The organism is Mitsuokella jalaludinii DSM 13811, assembly GCF_000702905.1.
Taxonomy (GTDB): Bacteria; Bacillota; Negativicutes; order Selenomonadales; family Selenomonadaceae; genus Mitsuokella; species Mitsuokella jalaludinii.
This window is the reverse complement of record NZ_JNKR01000026.1, coordinates 1-19,902: the sequence shown is the minus strand read 5'-3', so window position 1 is coordinate 19,902 and position 19,902 is coordinate 1. Positions and strand designations below refer to the sequence as shown.

The 19,902-nt window shown below is 57.7% G+C and carries 14 protein-coding genes, 2 tRNA genes and 1 rRNA gene; 16 read left to right on the top strand and 1 reads right to left on the bottom strand.

Going from position 1 to position 19,902, the window contains the following annotated elements; translation table 11 throughout:
- Positions 1-1,241: 1,241 nt before the first annotated feature.
- Positions 1,242-3,284, bottom strand: a complete 2,043-nt coding sequence (locus T518_RS09890) for a hypothetical protein (RefSeq protein ID WP_162177232.1) — start codon at positions 3,282-3,284, stop codon at positions 1,242-1,244.
- Positions 3,285-3,632: 348 nt separating this feature from the next.
- On the opposite strand from T518_RS09890, the gene T518_RS09885 reads away from it, so the two are divergent.
- From T518_RS09885 to T518_RS09810, 16 genes are all read left to right on the top strand, one after another.
- The gene (locus T518_RS09885) at positions 3,633-5,687 is read left to right on the top strand and encodes a hypothetical protein (RefSeq protein WP_162177230.1); all 2,055 of its coding nucleotides are present in this window, start codon (positions 3,633-3,635) and stop codon (positions 5,685-5,687) included.
- Positions 5,688-5,868: 181 nt separating this feature from the next.
- Positions 5,869-6,306 (top strand): division/cell wall cluster transcriptional repressor MraZ, encoded by a 438-nt coding sequence (mraZ, locus tag T518_RS09880; protein WP_036378560.1) that lies wholly within the window; start codon positions 5,869-5,871, stop codon positions 6,304-6,306.
- 34 nt (positions 6,307-6,340) lie between these two features.
- Positions 6,341-7,318 (top strand): 16S rRNA (cytosine(1402)-N(4))-methyltransferase RsmH, encoded by a 978-nt coding sequence (gene rsmH / locus T518_RS09875; RefSeq protein WP_036378565.1) that lies wholly within the window; start codon positions 6,341-6,343, stop codon positions 7,316-7,318.
- Positions 7,318-7,686: a cell division protein FtsL gene (locus T518_RS09870; RefSeq protein ID WP_036378559.1), complete on the top strand. Its 369-nt coding sequence runs from the start codon at positions 7,318-7,320 to the stop codon at positions 7,684-7,686. The genes rsmH and T518_RS09870 overlap by 1 nt, the downstream gene beginning before the upstream one ends.
- Positions 7,687-7,813: 127 nt before the next feature.
- Entirely contained in the window at positions 7,814-9,313 is a 1,500-nt protein-coding gene (locus T518_RS09865) for a UDP-N-acetylmuramoyl-L-alanyl-D-glutamate--2,6-diaminopimelate ligase (RefSeq protein WP_036378558.1), read from the top strand.
- A gap of 41 nt (positions 9,314-9,354) precedes the next feature.
- Positions 9,355-10,728: a UDP-N-acetylmuramoyl-tripeptide--D-alanyl-D-alanine ligase gene (locus T518_RS09860; protein ID WP_036378557.1), complete on the top strand. Its 1,374-nt coding sequence runs from the start codon at positions 9,355-9,357 to the stop codon at positions 10,726-10,728.
- Positions 10,729-10,775: 47 nt separating this feature from the next.
- Positions 10,776-11,729: a phospho-N-acetylmuramoyl-pentapeptide-transferase gene (gene mraY, locus T518_RS09855; protein WP_036378556.1), complete on the top strand. Its 954-nt coding sequence runs from the start codon at positions 10,776-10,778 to the stop codon at positions 11,727-11,729.
- 51 nt (positions 11,730-11,780) lie between these two features.
- Complete coding sequence (gene murD / locus T518_RS09850) at positions 11,781-13,175, top strand: UDP-N-acetylmuramoyl-L-alanine--D-glutamate ligase (RefSeq protein ID WP_036378564.1); 1,395 nt, start codon at positions 11,781-11,783, stop codon at positions 13,173-13,175.
- Between the two features lie 22 nt (positions 13,176-13,197).
- Positions 13,198-14,307, top strand: coding sequence for an undecaprenyldiphospho-muramoylpentapeptide beta-N-acetylglucosaminyltransferase (murG, locus tag T518_RS09845; RefSeq protein ID WP_036378555.1), 1,110 nt, complete (start codon positions 13,198-13,200; stop codon positions 14,305-14,307).
- Between the two features lie 34 nt (positions 14,308-14,341).
- Positions 14,342-15,739 carry a UDP-N-acetylmuramate--L-alanine ligase gene (murC, locus tag T518_RS12475; protein WP_036378554.1) on the top strand — a complete coding sequence of 466 codons (1,398 nt, stop codon included), beginning with the start codon at positions 14,342-14,344 and terminating at the stop codon, positions 15,737-15,739.
- 79 nt (positions 15,740-15,818) lie between these two features.
- Positions 15,819-16,757: a D-alanine--D-alanine ligase family protein gene (locus T518_RS12470; RefSeq protein WP_036378553.1), complete on the top strand. Its 939-nt coding sequence runs from the start codon at positions 15,819-15,821 to the stop codon at positions 16,755-16,757.
- A gap of 97 nt (positions 16,758-16,854) precedes the next feature.
- Positions 16,855-17,628 (top strand): cell division protein FtsQ/DivIB, encoded by a 774-nt coding sequence (locus tag T518_RS09830; RefSeq protein WP_081828480.1) that lies wholly within the window; start codon positions 16,855-16,857, stop codon positions 17,626-17,628.
- A gap of 149 nt (positions 17,629-17,777) precedes the next feature.
- Positions 17,778-18,905 carry a cell division protein FtsZ gene (gene ftsZ, locus T518_RS09825; RefSeq protein WP_036378552.1) on the top strand — a complete coding sequence of 376 codons (1,128 nt, stop codon included), beginning with the start codon at positions 17,778-17,780 and terminating at the stop codon, positions 18,903-18,905.
- A gap of 73 nt (positions 18,906-18,978) precedes the next feature.
- A tRNA-Tyr gene (locus tag T518_RS09820) sits at positions 18,979-19,064 on the top strand.
- A 5-nt stretch (positions 19,065-19,069) separates the two neighbouring features.
- A tRNA-Met gene (locus T518_RS09815) sits at positions 19,070-19,146 on the top strand.
- Positions 19,147-19,622: 476 nt separating this feature from the next.
- Positions 19,623-19,902, top strand: a 16S ribosomal RNA gene (locus T518_RS09810); the annotation flags it as partial.

Below are 19,902 nucleotides of genomic sequence, written 5' to 3'. Positions count from 1 at the left end.
TTACGAATTTTGTGTGGTAACTTAATTGTACTAGCGGCAATAGACTATGTCTATTTTTTATGAAATTGAATTTGCGAAATATATTTTACCTTATCAATGGCGGTAACTTTATTTCTTCTAGTGGCGGAAATCTTGTCTATTCTCCTAATAAAGAGAACGAAACAACAAAGGGATATGACAAAGGTTCTATTAAAACTGGAACTGGGCCGAAGTCAGATGGCTCTACTGTAGGTACCTATTTTGGTAATGTCAATGTTAATTTTGTCGCAGATGGTTCCAAGGCTGATCGTTATATTAAAACGAAAGGTGGAGATATTACCTTAAATGGTGAAGTGGCTATCGGCCTTAACGGTGGTACACTGACTGTGGATTCTAGTGGGAAAGATACGAATGGTGCCGTTAAGGTGACCGGAATCATTAATTCTGGTAATAGCTATGCTACGTATATTTACGGGACAGATGAGTGGGAAAATTTAATTAATAATTCTGGCCTTGTAGATAAATATTTGGAAGCAGGTACTGTTCCGTCCTATCATTATAAGTCTGTTAATTATGTAAAGAATCCTGATGGAAGTTATAAGGTTGATGAAAATGGAAACTATGAAACAACCACGGATTCACAAACGATTGATGGTCCTCATTACACCTATGCTGAGGCCAATACAGAAGACCCCCGTTGGACAGGGAAAGGTATAGGTTATTCGACTACTAAGGGTGACGGCTGGACAGCTGTGAAAGTCACTGAAACAAGTGTCGCGGATAGCATGACTGTCAAAGAATTCCTTGTATATTACAAGACAGCTGCTTCCGCTAACTATACAAGTAAGTATGGTTCATTTGATCCCAGTAGTTACACGGATAATACCTCTCTAGTAACTGCTTTAAAGAACGATAAGACAACTATGGGAAATGGTAAGACCATGTATGAAAACTTGAAGGCGGATATCAATGACTTGCTTTCAGTTAACTGGTTTGTTGCTAAGAACTTGGCGAAGGGGGAGAATGGTAATGGCTCTGCTGTCGGTGATACTTATTTAGCTACCCTCACAACTGTCTTGGAGAATTCTTTGACGGCTCCAAATTCTGCAACCGCTCTCTTTGTTGGTGCTAGAGGTTCAGGTGTCCTCCATAAGACTGGGGGTAATCTAGATAGAGAGAAGCATTTGCCGTATTCCTACTATGGCTTGCCAGATGATCTGCTTTATTCGAATGGTATGTACTGGGTAACTGGCCCAGAAGGCTTAGAGAATAATGGTAAGGGTACACAGTTCTATAGTAATGTAGGATCTGACTGGAGCACTGTAACCGCCCAAAAGACTTATAACAGTGGAAGTAATATATATGGATTTGTCAACTGGCAGACTTGGCCTGTAAGTGGAGTTACCAGAACACAGCCGGATAATAGTGGTCCCTTCCTGACCGTTGGTTATGGCACCCAAAACCAGTGGGATGATATTGCTATGGCTGGCGGTTATGGTGGCGATCAGAGTGCCTGGGCTAAAGGATTTGTTCAGGAAAAGAATCTTGCCAATTCCAGCCTGAAAATCAATTCCGGCACTGGCGAAGTCAAACTGCAGGGAGATATTGGTAAATCCAAGGCTCTGGACACGGTAAGCATCGAAAGTAACAATGCAGTGACAGTAGGAACCGATAATAATAATGTTACTGATTACTATCATGGTACTATCTATGTCGACCATGGACTGTATATCTCTGGAAATGGTGTCAAAGTAGGCGGAGAAATCCATTCCGGCGAAAGCGAAGAAACGGATACTTTTACTACGCTGGAAGATAAATACAAGGATAACGTGACCATTCTTTCTTCTGGCAATATTGAAGTTCATGGCATTACCGCTAATCCTTATACCGCACGCGGGGCAACGACTGCTAATGGTGGTAAAATCAGTCTGACTTCCACTGGAGATTCCGGCAAGATTACGTTGGGGGCTGGTGTCGATTATGATGGCAATGCTACTGCTGGAACGATAGCATCTGGCAGCTCGGATAATGGCGCTGTCATCATTGATGCCCAGGGCAGCAATGGCGCTCTGGTAAACAAAACCACCGGTACAAATGCCATTACCACCGGCGAAAAGGGCACCTGGCAGGTCTATGTCAATTCGCCCAGCGACCATGACACCAGCCTGGGCAGCAATCTGAATAGCGGTACCAATGCCCAGTGGACGGCGAAATCCGGTGCCAACAGTGTGGTCACGGCCAATGGTGCCGGCAATGCACTGACCGACTATACCGATACGAGCAGCAACAAGTTCATCTTCCAGGTAACCCCGGTGATTACCATTTCCGGCGGCTATGCTTCCAAGACCTATGGAGATACCCTGTCTGAAGAAATGATGACGGACACACTGACTTCCAAAGCGACTTATAAGGATTCCAGCGGGAATGACATTGATGTCACCAGCTTCAAAAACTTCGATGAATCCAGTTATCTGACTTATGTGACCAGTTCGGACGGAACGAAGACGGGCCTGGCTACGGTTAGCGCATCCAGTGACGGTGCTGTGCCAACAGCCACCCGGACCAGCGGAAATGAAATGGTGACAGATGCAGATGGCAATAAAACGTATAAGACGGCCAGCGATGGGAACAAAGCCTTCTACGTGATGGATGTGGCCTATCAGGATGGGGTCAAGACCATGAACGGGTATGACAAGGCGGCCAATGATGGGGAAGTGGAAATCACTCGGAAGACACTGATCATCAACACCGATGGTACCCAGACTTATGGCAACTCCAGGGTGAAGAGCGGGACGCCTTCTTACGACAAAACCCAGCTGGTGAACGGAGATACTCTGACTGATAGCGATATCAAGTATACCATTTCTACTGATGGTACTTATGCTGACAGCAAGGGTAGCAACGATACGGCCCATGTAGGCAAATATGAAGACCAATATCTGACTTCCAGTGCAGAGGTAAAGGCTAGCGATGGCAGCGATGCTTCCGCCAACTATAAGGTCACCGGTAGCGGCACCATCACCGTGAATCCAGCAGACCTTTACCTGACGGTGGGGGATGTGTCCACCACCTATGGCACGGCCTTTGATGATACCAAGTATGGCTATACGGTAGATAGCACCAAAGGCGGGCTGGTGAACGGGGATACCCAGGATGCTGTACTGGGAGATGATTTCCTCAGCTATACCAATGCCGGCAACGCCACAGATCCGGATAAGATTGCCAAAGGCGCTGTGACGCAGAACGCCGGGACATATGCACTCCAGGGAACGGCGAACAGCACCCTTGCTGATTACAATGTCCATATCACGAGCGGCACGGCCACGGTGAACAAGGCCAAACTGGCCTTGACGGTGGGAGATACCAGCACCACCTACGGATCTGATGCCTGGAGGCCCTACACTTACACACTAATCGGCAATGCCAACGGGGATACAGTGGATTCTGTAAAGGAAAACGGGATTACGGCAATATACACCAATACCGGGGCTGTCACTGATGCTGCCAGCAATGAAAAGAAGATTTACATCAAAGATGCTGACGGGAAGTATCAGCTGTTGGGAGATTTTACCCTGACCGGACAGACCGCTAAGAACTACGAAATCGAAACCAATACACCAGGCAAGGCCACAGTTGATAAAGCAACCGTCAAGGTGAAGCTTAACGACGTTTCCACTACTTACGGCACGGCTTTTGATACCGGCGCTTATGGATATGATGCCGATACGATCGAAGGCCTGACGAACGGCGATGGCTCAGACGTCGTGACGAGCGCTCTCGATGGGACGTACGGCAAGGGCGATATCACCTATATCAATACGGGCGATGCCTCGGCAGAGGAAAAACAAGCCGGCAAGGTGACCAAGACGGTGAACGGCGGGCCGTACTACCTGGAAGGATCCACGGACAAGACGCTCAAGAACTACAACATCGAGATCGAGAAGGGCAATGCCACCATCAACAAGGCTGCCCTGCATCTCACCACGGGTGACTACACGGAAGCCTATGGTGATGCCGCAGCGGTACAGTCGGACCTCGATACGGCCACGGCTGTGACCGGCAATGCGAATGGCGACGATCTGGAGGCGCTGGTTTCCCAGCTGGGCATCACGAATACGACGGACGCTCTTCTGAGCAGCGACCGCACAAATGATGTGAAATACAAGGCCGATGGAAGCCTTGACCGTTACACGATCGGCACTGCAGTGGCCAACACATCGCTGGATAATTACGATGTGGTCGTGGACCGGACGGGGACAGTCACGCTGAAGCCAGTGCCCATCACCATCACCAACGAGATGGTCCAGACGTATGGCTCGTCGGACAAGACCTTCAAGGAGGTCACGACGCCGACACTCGTCAATGGCGATGCCATCTCGACGGTTGGCCTGAGCATGACGCCGAAGGCCGGCGGCGCTTATGAGACGAACCGGGATGGACGGACTACGGCGGATGCTGGGACGTACAAGAATGACCTGGAATCGGATGGCGGCGGCATTGTCCACGAAGATGGCAGTGATGCCCGCAAGAACTACAGCGTTACGATTGAGGGCGACATCATCGTCAACAAGGCGCCGCTGGAGATCACGACGAAGGATGTCCGCGTCGACTACGGCACCGACTACGGTACGACGGTCGGCAAGACGGTCTCGTTGGTTGATGGCCTGACGAATGGCGACGCGGAAAAGGCGTCGGATCTTTCCTATGACTACGGCAATTACGGCGGCGGTTATATCGAGAATAACACGAAGACGAACCATGTCGGCGACTATGATTTTAAGACGACTGTCAGCAACAAGTCGGAGGATTTCCTCAAGAACTACACGATTTCGGGCGGCGATGCTACGCTGACCATCAACCCGAAGGATGTTCACTTCCATGTCGATGGCAACGGCAATACGCTTGGGGATGTGGTCTACACGGTGACGGATCCGAACAATCCGTCGAGCCCGGATCCGATCAATGGGCAGCTCGTCTATGGCGAGACGGTGACGCCGTCGTACACGCCGGACGGCCGACTGCCGAATGGTCACTACGGTGTCAGCACGTCGCTGCCGGACTATGGTCCGATTGATAGCGGCAAGGTCTACGGCAATTACCGCTATCACTATGACGGTGATATCACAGTCAATCTGCCGAGCAAGCCGGATATCGTGCCGCCGGTCAATCCGCCGGTGACGCCGGGCACGGGCACGGTGACGCCGCTGCCGGAGATGCCGGAGAACACGCCGAACACGCCGGAGAACACGACGGAGACGACGGGCGACAAGACGGTCTGGGACGGTGACCGCGACCGCGGCGGCGACCGTCCGGAGGACAAGCGCGTGGTGACGCTGCCGTTCTTCAAGGTACTGGAGGACAAGACGACGCACCGCTACGGCACCTATGATGTCGCCAAGCGCACGACGGAAGTCAAGATCGCGCCGTCGGCTCAGGTCCTGCCGGAACCGAACCAGCCTGCGACGCAGTATCGCGAGCTTGACACGGAGCTGACGACGGACAAGGGCACGGGCGAATTCACGCTCAAGTACAATGGCTCGCGCTTCACGATCCTGCCGGACGATGATGCTGCAGCGCAGCTCATCGTCGTCGGCGACGAGACGAAGAACCGCGATCTCTTCGAGAAGGCACTCCATGTGGCCTTCACGAAGATGGGCCTCGAGGTGGCTGACCTCGACGGTGTCTACATCCATTTCGGCAAAGAATAAGCATCTTCTGGATGCTCGGGAAAGCCTTTTCCATCTCCTTGGGGATAGGGAGGGCTTTTCTTTTTCTGTAAAAAATGAATTTCCACTTGCAAAAGCAGGATTTATCTGCTATAAAAAAGAATAGATAAAGTGGCGAATTGTGGGGAAAAGTGCCAGATGTGTGGAAAGGCGGTGCAGCGGGATGTTCATGGGTGAGTATGCCCATACGATTGATGCGAAGGGACGCGTCATCCTTCCGGCTGATTTCCGTCAGGAACTCGGTGTTTCCTTTGTCATCACGAAGGGGCTCGACAAGTGCCTTTTCCTCTACGGCCAGCAGGCTTGGGAGGAGCTCGCGGCAAAATTGCGGGCCTTGCCGCTCGCGAAGCCGGAGGCGCGCGCCATCGTGCGGTTCTTCTTCTCGGGGGCGCGCACGCTCGAATGCGATAAGCAGGGGCGCTTCCTCGTGCCGGCAAATCTGCGCGCCTATGCGGACATCACGCTGCGCCAGCCTGTCGTGCTGGCCGGGGCGGACAACCGCATCGAGGTCTGGAGCAAGGAACAGTGGAGCCGCTACAACGAGGAAGTCGAGCCGGATGTGACGGCCATCGCGGCGTCGCTGGCGGAGCTCGGCATATAAAATAGGAAGCGATAGATAGATGGGGGAAGGAAACGTGGAGTTTCATCATATCAGCGTCATGCTGGAGGAGACGGTCAAGGGTCTCGTGACAAATAAAGAAGGGATCTATGTCGACTGTACTCTGGGAGGCGCTGGCCATTCCCATCGCATCGCGGAACTGCTCTCGCCTGAGGGCCGCATCATCGGTATCGATCAGGATGAGGAGGCCATCGCGGCGGCGAAGGAGCGCCTCAAGGACGTCAAGTGCCACGTCGACATCGTGCACAGCAATTTCTCGCATCTCGAGGAGATTCTCGAGGCGCAGGGGGCGCCGCTCGTCGACGGCGTCGTCTTTGACCTCGGTGTCTCGTCGCACCAGATCGACACGGCGGAGCGCGGCTTCTCGTACATGCACGATGCGCCGCTCGACATGCGCATGGATCCGGAGGCAAAGTTCTCGGCGTACGATGTCGTCAACACGTACAGCGAGAAGGAGCTCGACCGCATCTTCCACGATTACGGCGAGGAGCGCTGGGGGCGCCGCATCGCGCAATTCATCGTCAAAGAGCGCGCCATAAAGCCCATCGAGCGGACGGGCGAGCTCGTCGACATCATCTGCAAGGCGGTGCCGAAGGCGGTGCGCCAGGCGGCCAGCGGCCATCCGGCGAAGCGCATCTTCCAGGCTATCCGCATCGAGGTCAACGACGAGCTCGGCATCCTTGAGAAGGCGTTCCGCACGGCGGTGCATCACCTGAAGCCGGGCGGGCGCATCGCGATCATCACCTTCCACTCGCTGGAGGACCGCATCGCGAAGCAGACGCTCAAGGAGATGGCGCGCGGCTGCATCTGCCCGCCGGAGCTGCCGGTCTGCGTCTGCCACCATAGGCCGGAGATCCGCTTGCTCGGCAAGCCGAAGCAGGCGACGGCCGATGAGCTCGCGCACAACTCGCGCTCGAAGAGCGCCAAATTGCGCATCGCGGAGAAACTGGACACAGCGGATGATCAGGAAGAGATGAGAAAGGAGGCGCGCTGATGCTGGAAAGACAGGACGAATCGTATCAGGAGGTCCCCGTGCATCAGGCGGAGGAGCACAAGCCGGAGCGTCAGGAGATGTTCGTGCACCGCGTCCTCAACACGTCGCTGCGCTCTCATTTCCAGGTGCTCTTCATCGTCACGGCACTGCTCGCGATGCTCGTGACGATCGGCAGCGGCATCAGTGCGAGCCGCGGCTACACGCTCGTCGAGACGCAGAGCGAGGCCACTCGCATCGAGCAGGAGAATGAACGGCTCAATGTGGAGATCGCGAAGCTCAAGAACCCGGAGCGCATCAAGGCAATCGCGGAGAGCCAGCTTGGCATGCAGGTCCCGAAGAAGACGTATTTTTCGCATGAAAGTAAATAAGATGGAAAAGAGGCTGCAAATCGAACGAGCAGCTTCTTTTGTGTTTGCAGGACGCATGGATACGGTTTATAATAGGTAACGGCCCGCGGCGGCATGACCGCAGGCGGAGCCTTGGGGAGGAAATACAATGAAAACTATCGGTCAGCTGGCAGATCTCTTGGAGGATGCTGTCATCATCGGAAATCGCGATACGGTCATCACGGGCATCGAGCACGATTCGCGCAAGGTGCAGCAGGGCACGCTCTTCGTCTGCATCCCGGGCGTCCACGTTGACGGCCACAAGTTCATCCCGCAGGCTGTCGCAGCGGGCGCAAGCGCCATCGTGACGACGCGCGAGGATGTCGAGGTGCCGCAGGGCATCGCGGTGCTGCGCGTCAAGGAGCTGCAGCCGGCGCTCGACACGATCGTGCCGTACTTCCACGACTACCCGGCGCGCAAGATGCGCGTCGTGGGCATCACGGGCACGAACGGCAAGACGACGACGAGCTACATCACGCGCGCCATCCTGCGCAAGGCAGGCTATAAGGTCGGCCTCATTGGCACGATCCAGATCATGATCGAGGATGAGGTGCTGCCAATCCACAATACGACGCCGGATGTCGTCGAGCTGCAGCACACGCTGGCGATGATGCGCGACAAGGGCATGGACTACGTCGTCATGGAAGTCTCGTCGCACGCGCTCGACCAGAACCGCGTAGCGGGCATCGAGTTCGACACGGCTGTCTTCACGAATCTCACGCAGGATCACCTCGACTACCACAAGACGCTCGAGAACTACATGCTCGCGAAGGCGAAGCTCTTCGACCATGTGTCGGAGAAGGGCTGCAAGCAGGGCAAGACGGCTGTCGTCAACATCGACGATGCGGCCGGTGCGACGATGCTCGCACATGCAGAATGCCAGCATCTGACGTACGCCATCGAGAAGGAAGCCGACCTTCGCGCGATGGACATCCTCGTCCATGCGAACGGCGCGGAGTTCGTGCTCCATCACGAGAGCTTCGGCGAGATGAAACTCTCGCTCCACATCACGGGCATCTTCAATGTCTACAATGTCATGAGCGCCGTCGGCGCGGCTCTTTCTGAGCACATCGACGCATCCGTCATCAAGGAGGCGCTCGAGGCCTTCACGGCAGTGCCGGGCCGCTTCGAGCTCGTCAAGGCTGGCCAGGACTTCTCCATCATCGTCGACTACGCGCACACGCCGGACGGCGTCGAGAATGTCCTCAAGACGGCGCGCAAGATCGCGAAGCGGCGCATCATCGCTGTCTTCGGCTGCGGCGGTGACCGCGACCGCACGAAGCGCCCAATCATGGGACGCCTTGCGGCGGAGCTCGCCGATGTCGTCATCGCGACGTCGGACAATCCGCGCACGGAGGACCCAGCGTTCATCCTCTCGCAGGTCGAGGAGGGGGTCGAGGAGGCCATCGGCACGAAGCACCATGAGCTCATCGTGGACCGCCGCCAGGCCATCTACCGCGCCGTCGAGATGGCGGAGAAGGACGATATCGTCGTCATCCTCGGCAAGGGTCACGAGAACTACCAGATCCTCAAGGACAAGACAATCCACTTCGACGATAAGGAAGAGGCCCGCGCAGCTGTCGCTGCCAAGCTGGCCGAGAAGAAATGACGAGATTACAGAGTTGCAGAGTTGCAGGAGGGAGTTTTCCGATGCCAGCATTTACGCTTGATGAGGTCCGCGAAGCGACGGGGGCACAGCTCTACAAGATGGAGCATGAAGAGTTCACGGATATCGTGACGGATACGCGCAAGATCACGCCGGGAGTCCTGTTCCTCGCCTTCAAGGGCGAGCGCTTCAACGGCGAGGATTTCGTGCGCGATGCGGTCGAGAAGGGTGCGAGCGGCGTCATGGTCAGCACGGGCTGTCCGAAGGAGCAGCTGGCCGGCCTCAAGACGACGGTGCTCATTGCGCCGGACACGCTCGCGGCCTATCAGCAGCTCGCGCACGCCTGGCGCATGCGCTTCTCTCTACCGGTCGTCGCCATCACGGGCTCGAACGGCAAGACGACGACGAAGGATCTCACGGCTGCGGTGCTCTCGGCGCGCGGCCCTGTCCTCAAGACGCAGGCCAACTACAACAATGAGATCGGCCTGCCGCTGACGCTCCTGGGCCTGCGCAAGGAGCACACGGCTGCTGTCGTCGAGATCGGCATGCGCGGCCTGCACCAGATTGAGGCCATGTCGCCGATCGCGGCGCCGTCTGTCGGCATCGTGACGAATGTCGGCGAGACGCACATGGAGCTCCTCGGTTCCATCGAGAACATCGCGAAGGCGAAGTCGGAGATGGTCGAGGCCATTCCCGCGGGCGGCGCGGTCGTCCTCAATGCGGACAATCCGTACGTCGCGGCGATGCGCTCGAAGGCGAAGGAGGGCGTGCGTGTCCTGACGTTCGGCATCGAGAACGAGGCCGATGTGCGCGCCAGGGATATCGAGACGGTCGGCGGCCATGAGACGCGCTTCACGCTCGACTGGAAGGGACGTGAGCAGACGTTTGTGTTTGCGATGGTCGGCCGCCACAATGTCTACAACGCGCTCGCAGCTATCGCGGCCGGCTTCGCGCTCGGCCTGACGCCTGCGGAGGCGGCCGCCGGCCTGCGCAACCTCAAGGCGACGAAGATGCGCTTCGAGGTGCAGGATGTCAAGATGTACCATGTCGTCAACGATGCCTACAACGCAAGCCCGATGTCGATGAAGGCGGCCATCGAGACGCTCTCGGAGCTGACGAAGGGACGCAAGATCGCCGTCATGGGCGACATGCTCGAGCTCGGCAGCGTCTCGGAGGAGGCGCACCGCGAGGTCGGCCGTGAGCTCGCGGTGCACGGCTTTGCTGCCGTCGTCACGCGCGGCCAGATGGGCGCCTTCATCGCGGACGGCGCGGAGGCGGGCGGCGTGCCGCAGGTGTTCCGCGCAGATTCGCACGAGGCGGCAGCCGACTACCTGCACAAGATCCTCGAGCCGGGCGATACGATCCTCTTCAAGGGCTCGCGCGGCATGCAGATGGAAAAGATCATCGACCTGCTCTGAGCACTGGCTCGAGTGGGAAATCATAAAGAGAGTGGAGACGTTAGAACTTGGATAAGATACTTCTTGCGGCCATCTTTGCCGCCGGCCTCGTGCTCTGCACAGGGCCGTTACTGATTCCGGAGCTGCACAAGCTCAAGTTCGGACAGAGCATCCGTGAAGAAGGGCCGAAGAGCCATCAGGCCAAGAGTGGCACGCCGACGATGGGCGGCATCATGATCATCCTGGCCATCGTGATCGCGACGGTGGCGGCGGCGCCGCTGACGCCGGCTGTCCTGCTGGCCCTCTTCATCACGCTCGGCCATTTCGTGCTGGGTTTTCTCGACGACTACATCAAGGTCGTCAAGAAGCGCAACCTCGGCCTCAAGGCGAAGCAGAAGATGCTCGGCCAGATCCTCATCGCCATTGTGACGATGATCGTCGGCACGCGCGTGCTCGGCATCGACACGACGATCTGGATCCCGATTGCCGACATCAATCTCGACATCGGCATCGGCTACTACTTCCTCGTGCTCTTCGTGCTCGTCGGCACGAGCAATGCCGTCAATCTGACGGACGGCCTCGACGGCCTGGCTTCGGGCACGGTGGCCATCGCCTCGGGCGCTTATGCGCTCGTCTGCTATATGACGGGCCACTTTGACCTCGCGCTCTTCTGCGTGGCCATGATGATGGCCTGCGTGGCCTTCCTGCGCTTCAACGCCCACCCGGCCAAGGTCTTCATGGGCGATACGGGCTCGCTGGCACTCGGCGGCGCGATTGCTGCTGTCGGCATCCTGACGCATACGGAGATCCTGCTGGCCATCATCGGCTTCGTCTTCGTCTGTGAGGCGCTTTCGGTCATCATCCAGGTCATCTCGTTCAAGACGACGGGCAAGCGCGTCTTCCGCATGAGTCCTATACACCATCACTTCGAGCTCGGCGGCTGGAAGGAGACGAAGGTCGTCTTTGTCTTCTGGATGGTCGGACTTGTCGCGAGCGTCGTCGGACTGCTGATGATGCCGTAACGGGAGGTAACGTCGGATTTTCTTGTATAGTCGGGGGGACTTGTCATGGAGTTGGATTGGAAGCAGAAGAACGTACTGGTCATTGGCGCGGGCGTCAGCGGCTTTGCCGCGGCGAAGCTCGCCCGCCGCTTCGGCGCGGCGGTCACGCTGAGCGACGCAAAGACGGAAGATGAGCTCGAGAAGCTCGGCGATGACTTCTCGAAGCTGCGCGAGCTCGGCGTCGCGCTCGCCTTCGGCCCGCAGCAGGAGAGCCTGCTCGAGAGCGTGGATACGGTCATCGTCTCGCCGGCCGTGCCGGTGCGCATCCCGCTCATCCAGGCGGCCTACGAGAAGGGCATCCGCGTCATGAGCGAGGTGGAGCTCGCCTATGACATCGCGGAGTCGCCGATCTGTGCGGTGACGGGCACGAACGGCAAGACGACGACGACGACGCTGCTCGGACTCTTGCTCGAGACGCATTACGACAAGGTCGGCGTCGGCGGCAACATCGGTGTGCCGCTGTCGGAGGAGGCCCTGCGCATCGGCAAGGGCGGCTGCATCGCGGCGGAGATCTCGAGCTACCAGATGGAGGCGACGGAGCACTTCCACCCGCACATCTCGTCGTTGCTCAATGTGACGCCGGACCACATCGTGCGTCACGGCTCGATGGAGGTCTACCAGGCCATGAAGGAGCGCATCTTCCGCGAGGAGACGCCGGATGACTACGTCGTCCTCAACTACGACGACGAGAAGACGCGCGGCATGAAGGCGCGCACGCAGGCGCAGGTCTGCTACTTCAGCCGCCGGGAAGAACTTGAGGAGGGCGTCTTTGTGCGCGGCAGCGTGCGCGACGGCCTCCTCGTCATCCGCTGGCAGGGTGAGGAGCATGCGCTCTGCCGCACGGATGAGCTCGGCATCAAGGGACCGCACAATGTCGAGAATGCCCTCGCGGCTATCGCCGTGGCCTTCTTCGCCGGCTGCGAGCCCGCGCTGATGGTCCCCGTGCTCAAGTCGTTCCGCGGTGTTGAGCACCGCATCGAGTACGTGACGACGATTGACGGCGTGCCGTATTACAACGACTCGAAGGCGACGAATACGGACTCGGCCATCAAGGCGCTCGAGACGTTCGACGGCCACATCGTCCTGCTGGCGGGCGGCGACGACAAGATGACGGACCTCACGGATTTCATGAAGCTCGTCTGCGAGCGCGTTGACGCACTGGTCCTCATCGGCCGCGCGGCCGCGCGCTTCTACGGGGCCGCTGTCGAGAATGGCTTCCCTGAGGAGCGGATCTATGCGGCCGGCTACTCGATGCGCAAGGCCGTGAAAATCGCGCATGCGCTGGCCAAGGAGCCGGGCGTTGTGCTGCTCTCGCCGGCCTGTGCGAGCTTCGACATGTACCACAACATGGCGGAGCGCGGCCGCGACTTCAAGCATCTCGTCCATGAATTAGAACAGCAGAAGTGACTCGACGGGAGGATTTCTCATCTTGAATATCATTGTTTCAGGCGGCGGCACGGGCGGCCATATCTACCCGGCCATCACCATCATCCGGACTATCCAGCAGAAGGTGCCCGACGCGAGATTCCTCTACGTCGGCACGAAGCGCGGCCTCGAGGCTGACATCATCCCCAAGGAAGGACTGCCCTTCACGACAGTCGACATCCAGGGATTCGAGCGCCATCTGACGGCCGACAACATCCTGCGCGCCGGCCGCGCGATGGTCGGCGTGGCCAAGGCCACGCGCATCGTCCACAAGTTCAAGCCGGACGTCGTCATCGGCACGGGCGGCTACGTCTGCGGGCCAATCCTGCTCGCGGCCAGCCTCATGCACATCCCGACGCTCATACAGGAGCAGAATGTCGTGCCGGGCATCACCAACAAGATCCTCTCGAAGTTCGTGACGAAGATTGCGGCGGGCACAGAGGAGGCCATGAAGCACTTTCCGGCAGACAAGGTCGTCTTCACGGGTAACCCGATCCGCAGCGAAGTGCTCTCGGCACAGCGCGAGCAGGGCGCGGCGTCTTTCGGCCTCGACCCGAAGAAGCTGACGGTCCTCGTATCGGGCGGCAGCCGCGGCGCGCGCGCCATCAACCTCGCGATGATCGGTGTCATCAAGAACGCGGCAGCGCATCCAGAGGTGCAGTTCTTGCATGTGACGGGCAAGCGCGGCTACGAGCCGGTGCTCAAGGGGCTCGAGGAGGCCGGTGTCGACCTTACCGCCTGCCCGCACATCCTCGTCAAGCCGTACCTCTACAACATGCCGCAGGCGATGGCGATGGCGGACCTCGCCATCTTCCGCGCCGGCGCGACGGGCCTTGCTGAGCTCACGGCGCGCGGCATCCCGGCCATCCTGATCCCGTATCCCTATGCGGCGGAAAACCACCAGGAGCACAATGCGCGCGCGCTCGAGGAAGCAGGGGCAGCGCGCATGATCCTCGACCGGGAATTGACGCCGGAGCGCCTGAGTTCTGTGCTCACCGAGCTCTTGAGCGAGCCCGACAAGCTTCAGGCGATGGCGAAGGCCAGCCGCGCGATGGGGCGTCCGCAGGCGGCCAGCGATATCGCAGACCTCGTCCTCGATATTGCCAAGAAATAAAGAACAGATGGAACAAAGGGAAAAGGTGATTGGAGTGCATAAAGAGCTCAAAGAGCTGAAAGGCATCAAGAAGATTCATTTCGTGGGCATCGGCGGCGCCGGCATGAGCCCGCTGGCCAAGATGATGGTCGAGCTCGGCTATGAGGTGTCGGGTTCGGATCGCGAGGATTCGGGCATCATCGAGAAGCTGCGCCAGATGGGGGCGGAGATTACGCTGGGCGGCCAGAAGGCGGAGAATGTCCGCGGCGTCGACGCCATCGTCGTCTCGACGGCCATCCCGTTCGACAATCCGGAAGTCCTGGCGGCCAAGGACCTCGGTATCACGAAGCTGCACCGCTCGGACATCAATGCGGCCCTCGTCAACGAGTACAAGGGCATCGCGGTTGCCGGCGCGCACGGCAAGACGACGACGACCTCAATGCTCGGCGTCGCGCTGACACACGCGGGCGTCTCGCCGTCCGTCGTCGTCGGCGGCGAAGTCCCCGACCTCGGCACGAATGCCGAGCTCGGCACGAGCGATTACCTCGTGTCGGAGGCGGATGAGAGTGACGGTTCCTTCCTCAAGCTCCACCCGCACATCGCCGTCGTGACGAATGTCGAAGACGACCACATGGACCACTACGGCACGATGGAGAACATCATCAAGGCTTTCACGCAGTTCATCCAGAACGTCGACAAGGAGACGGGCTACGCTGTCATCTGCTTCGACAACGAGAACCTGCGCACGATGGCCAAGAATCTCGACCGCAAGTACATCACCTACGCTATCGACCATGAGGCCGACTACCGCGCGAAGAACATCACGCACAGCGGCATGGGCATCTCGTTCGATGTCTTCCACGGCGAGGAAGAGCTCGGCCACGTCGATCTCAACATCCCGGGCCGCCACAATGTCCTCGACGCGATGGCCTGCATCGTCACGGGCCTCTCGATCGGTGTGAGCTTCGAGAAGATGGCGGCGGGCCTCGCGGCCTTCCACGGTGCCAAGCGCCGCTTCCAGACGAAGGGCCGCGCAAATGGCATCTGGATCGTCGACGACTACGCGCACCATCCGACGGAGATCGCCGCGACGCTCAAGGCCGCCAAGGAGACGAGCCCGAAGCGCCTGATCTGCGTCTTCCAGCCGCATCGCTACTCGCGCACGCAGCTCCTGCACGAGGAGTTCGGCAAGGCATTCGTCTCGGCTGACGTCCTCGTGCTCACCGATGTCTACGCCGCAGGCGAAGCGCCCATCCCGGGCATCAGCGGCCAGACGATCGTCGACGAGGTCAAGCGCCAGTCGGGCCAGCATGTCGTCTACGAACCGGAGCGCGAGAAGCTCGCCGCCTATCTCAAGGACTTCGTGCAGCCGGGCGACCTCGTCATCACGATGGGCGCCGGCGACATCTACAAGACGGGCGAGGAGCTCGTCGCGCTGCTGCAGGCTGAGTGAGAAAGCGCTGTAGAGCAGACAGGCGTCAAAGATAAGATGTCAAGGATAAGATAAAGAGGATAAAGGAGAAATTTTCATCATGAATCAGGATAAGATCGTCGTCGTCATGGGGGGCCCGTCTACGGAGGCAGAGATCTCGCGCCAGACGGGGGCGGCCATCCTCAAGGCATTGCAGTCGAAGGGCTACAATGCAGAGGGCATGGAGCTCAATCCGCCGACGTTTGCCGAGGATATCAAGAAGAGCGGCTGCGCGATCGTATTCAATGCGCTGCATGGCAAGTTCGGCGAGGACGGCGTCCTGCAGGGCACGCTCGACATGCTCGGCATCCCGTACACGGGCTCGGGCGTCCTCGCTGCTGCTGTCACGATGGACAAGGCAGCTTCGAAGCGCGTCTTTGTCGCCGAAGGTATCTCGACGCCGCGCTCGCACACATACCACCGCTATGAGATGAAGCGCGATCTCGCCGCCGAGATCGAGCAGGGCTTCTCGCTGCCGGTCGTCGTCAAGGCCGCTTCGCAAGGCTCGAGCATCGGCGTCTACATCGTCGAGACGAAGGAGGCGCTCGCCGACGCACTCAAGGAAGCCTTCTCCTACAACGACGAGGTCCTCATCGAGGAGTTCATCCGCGGCAAGGAGCTCACGGTAGCCGTCTGGGGCAACGAGGAGAAGAAAGAGGCTTTCCCGATCATCGAGATTACGACGGCTTCCGGCCGCTACGATTACGAGAGCAAGTACACGAAGGGCGCTTCGACGCACATCATCCCAGCCCGCGTCTCGGACGAGAAGACGAAGGAGATCCAGGAGCTCGCCATCAAGACGTTCACGGCCTGCGGCTGCAAGGGTGTTGCCCGCGTCGATATGATGCTCAGCGAGGACGGCACGCCGTACGTCATCGAGGTCAACTCGGTGCCGGGCATGACGGAACTCTCGCTCGTGCCAGATGCCGGCCGCGCGATGGGCGTGGAATTCCCGGAGCTCTGCGAGCGCATCCTCGAGATGGCTGGTTTCCAGAAGTGAGATTGCCAAGCGAGATCGCTGATCTCGCTTTGATCTACTGATTTGCTGCGCCGGACTCTGGCATCGTCCGGCGCTTTTTTGTACAGGGGGAGAGAGATTGAAGGAGCAAGAGCAGAAAAAACATCGCAGCGGCAGGCGGCTTTTTAAGGGACTCCTGTTCCTGGCGGCCTGCGGCCTCGTCATGGCCATCATGGTCTACACGCCGATCTTCACGCTGCAGCGCGTGGAAGTCAGCGGCATATCGTATCTGACAAGGGAGCAGGTCCTTGAGATCGGGCGCATCCACACGGGCGAGCCGCTCTTCCAGCTGCAGACGGATGCCGTGGCGCAGAACCTCATGCACGACCTGCGCATCGAGTCGGCCGTCGTGCGGCGCCGCCTGCCGGACCGCCTCGAGATCGAGGTCGTTGAGCGCAAGCCGGTTGCGACAGTCGCCTGTGACTACGGGTACCTGGATCTCGACCACAATGGCAAGATCATCGCGGCTTACCGCGCGCTGCACAGCGTGCCGATCCCTCTGATCACGGGCATGGAAGTCAAGGGGCTCTACCTCGGTGATGAGGTCAAGGATGAGAATGTCAAGAAGGTGCTCTACTTCCTAAGCCAGATTGACACAGAGGCACTCAACCAGATTTCAGAGGTCAACATCGCCAATCCCGATGGCGTCGTCGCCTATGCGAACAGCTCCGTCCAGATCCGGCTCGGCAAGCTCGACCGGCTCGACGAGAAGGCAGTCCTCACGGCTGACTTCGTCAAATCGCTCAAGACGAGCCGCCATGCCATCGATTACGTCGATTTCAGCTACGAGGCACCGTTCATCAAGCTCAAGGGATTCGATCCGAATCTCGAGAAAGAGGAGGGCAAGTCCTGAGCGAAATTTTTCACTTTGCCTATGGAAATCCGTATAGAATGATGGTAAAATGATAAAGGTATCTTTTTTTTCAAGAAACAGGCATCCAGAGGATGCCGGACAATATACAGAATATGATATCGTATTCATAGATGATGGGGGTTAAGGCAGTGTTTGAACTGGATGACAATGGGCTCGATCAGTTAGCCAAAATAAAAGTAATCGGTGTAGGCGGCGGCGGCAGCAATGCCGTCAACCGCATGATCAATCTCGGACTGCAGGGTGTGGAATTCATTGCCGTCAATACAGATGCGCAGGCCCTGCTCAAATCCCTGGCTCCGAAGCGCATGCAGATCGGTGAGAAGCTCACGCGCGGCCTTGGCGCCGGCGCACAGCCGGAGATCGGCCAGAAGGCCGCTGAGGAGAGCCGCGACGATATCCTCGACACACTGCGCGGCGCAGACATGGTATTCGTGACGGCCGGCATGGGCGGCGGCACGGGCACTGGTGCCGCACCCGTCGTGGCGGAGTGCGCCCGCGAGATCGGCGCGCTGACGGTCGGCGTCGTGACGCGTCCGTTCTCGTTCGAGGGCATGAAGCGCCGCCGCAATGCGGAGCTCGGCATTGAGAACCTCAAGAAGCACGTCGATACGATCATCACGATCCCGAACGACCGTCTCATGCAGGTCGTCGACAAGAAGACGCCGATCACGCAGGCGTTCAGCATTGCCGATGATGTCCTGCGCCAGGGCGTCAAGGGCATCTCGGATCTCATCGCCTTGCCGGGCCTCATCAACCTCGACTTTGCTGATGTCAAGAGCATCATGAGCAATGCGGGGTCTGCTCTGATGGGCATTGGCGAGGCTTCGGGCGAGAATGCCGCTGTAGAGGCCGCCAAGGCTGCCATCGCTTCGCCGCTGCTCGAGACGAGCATCGACGGTGCTCGCGGTGTCCTGCTCAATGTGACGGGCGCAGAGGAGAACCTCAGCATGTTCGAGGTCACGGAGGCATCGGAGGCCATCGAGAAGGCCGCAGACTCGCAGGCCAACATCATCTGGGGTGCATCCATCGACGACTCGATGGGCGATACGGTGCGCGTCACCGTCATCGCCACGGGCTTTGACGCGCCGGAGGAGACGGTCGGCATCCCTGAGTTCAAGCCACAGCAGAAGGCAGAGAATCAGGCGCCAGCACAGCAGCAGGCCCCTGCCCAGCAGCCTGCACAGAATCCGTCTGTCGGCAGCACGGTCGGCGCGGACAGCTTCATCGACATTCCTGTCTGGATGCGCAGAAAATAAAATAAAAAGGTGTTGACAAGTGCGTAGAGAGCCGCTATAATAATACTTGTTCTTGACGCACTTGTTGAGACATGGGTAGGTGCCCGAGTGGTTAAAGGGAACAGACTGTAAATCTGTCATCTTCGGATTACGATGGTTCGAATCCATCCCTGCCCACCATTTATGGCGGCATAGCTCAGTTGGCTAGAGCATGCGGTTCATACCCGCAGTGTCCGGAGTTCAAATCTCTGTGCCGCCACCAATAGCTAATATGACGTATCGAGTAATCGGTGCGTTTTTTGTTTTACTGCAGGAGCTCAAAAAACTTTGCAGTTTTTGAGAAAAAGTGTTGACAAATGCACCATCATCCTGTAATATAGTACAAGTCGCCGCGAGACACCGGCCTGGCAAGAAAATGCTCCTTGATTGGAAGCGCCTTGCTGGAGCGGATGACTCAGACAAAAAGAAAAATAAAAAAGTTCTTGACAGCCTGAAAGAGATGCGGTACAATAAATGAGTCGCTTGAAGCAAAACCTTTCAAACGAAAGCGAGCTTCGAAAGACAGAGTTGTTCTTTGAAAACTAAACAATGCAACATGAATCATTTGTGATTCAAGCCAGATGTTTAAAAAAACATCGATTGATTATGAACATAAGCAATCGGCAATTTCTTTACTAAGCTTCATTTTTTGAAGGTTAGACCAAAAGACAATTAGAGCCAATCAAGGTTCTTCATAATTTTATGGAGAGTTTGATCCTGGCTCAGGACGAACGCTGGCGGCGTGCTTAACACATGCAAGTCGAACGAGACGATTGAAAGCTTGCTTTTGAGAGTCGAGTGGCAAACGGGTGAGTAACGCGTAGACAACCTGCCGTAAAGATGGGGACAACAGTTCGAAAGGACTGCTAATACCGAATGTTGTAGAGTTTCCGCATGGGAATCCTACTAAAGGTGGCCTCTACTTGTAAGCTATCGCTTTACGATGGGTCTGCGTCTGATTAGCTAGTTGGTGGGGTAA